Here is a 1,005-nt window from a genome sequence, read left to right as displayed (position 1 = left end):
AACCTGCCGAACGACCAGAAGCATCAGCTGCGCATCTACGGCACCTACGCGCCGAACGATGAGTGGGCGTTCTCGACCGTTACCCGTATCGCTTCGGGCTACCCGGTCAGCTGCATCGGCGTTCGTCCGGAAGCCTATGGCGGCGACCCGTACGAATACGGCAACAGCTACTTCTACTGCAACGGTCAGCCCGCTCCGCGCGGTACCTTCGGCCACACGCCGTGGACGTACAACGTGGACCTGAGCGTCGCCTGGAAGCCGGCCTTCGCCGACCACAAGCTCACGCTTTCGGCCGACGCATTCAACGCTCTCGGCAAGCAGCGCGTTACCCAGTACTACGAAATCGGCGACACGGCTGCCGGTGATCCGAACCCGAACTACAAGCGCGCCCGTTCGTTCTCGGACCCCCGCACCATTCGCCTGGGAGCCCGCTACGACTTCACGCTCTAACGAAAACGCTTAGCTATATCGCATAACAACAACAGCAAAGCATTTCCCCGGATATTGGCCGCTCCAGAAGGAGCGGCCTTTTTTTTGCCCGAAATCCCGGTCGTACCCGCCCGTCAGCCACGGGCCGTTTCGTAGCTAATTGCCTTGAAGAACCCCCCCACGTCTTCGTAAAAACTACTTGCTTCGCAAATAGTTGCTCAGTAAATAATTGCGTAGGACTTTTTCTTATTGTCCCCGGAGCCACTGCGGTTTTACTTTGTTTTCACGCGCTGCTTCGGCGCTGTCGTCAGCTCGCCTCAGGGGACACGATGAGCGGGTGCGACTTTCGCCACGGACGACATCTTGCACGACATTTTTTTTGGGGAGCAAAAAGAAATGCCACACCACGCCATTGCGCGCACCCCTTTCGATTGACGACGTGACGCCGCCCGCCCGGTAAGAGGCGTTCGGCCGAGCGACATTCTTCCCGTTGGTTCTCCGCCCGCCAGCCTTTCTGGCGGCCCATCCGCGTGCCGCGCGGATGCGGGCGAACTCATCCCGTTTATTCGTCACGCG

The 1,005-nt window shown here is 59.5% G+C and carries 1 protein-coding gene and 1 pseudogene; one reads left to right on the top strand and one right to left on the bottom strand.

The features are described 5' to 3' along the window. Nucleotides 1–450: pseudogene (locus HB634_RS22765) on the top strand (Oar protein); the annotation flags it as partial. Nucleotides 451–675: 225 nt separating this feature from the next. Here the strand turns inward: HB634_RS22765 and HB634_RS22760 are convergent. Continuing rightward, a partial coding sequence (locus HB634_RS22760) for a hypothetical protein (protein ID WP_213950225.1) occupies nucleotides 676–1,005 on the bottom strand: 330 nt, incomplete at its 5' end.

Source organism: Luteibacter sp. dw_328 (assembly GCF_018449605.1).
In the GTDB taxonomy this organism is placed as follows: domain Bacteria; phylum Pseudomonadota; class Gammaproteobacteria; order Xanthomonadales; family Rhodanobacteraceae; genus Luteibacter.
Note: the sequence above shows the minus strand (reverse complement) of the source record. Positions and strands in the feature narration are given on the sequence as shown.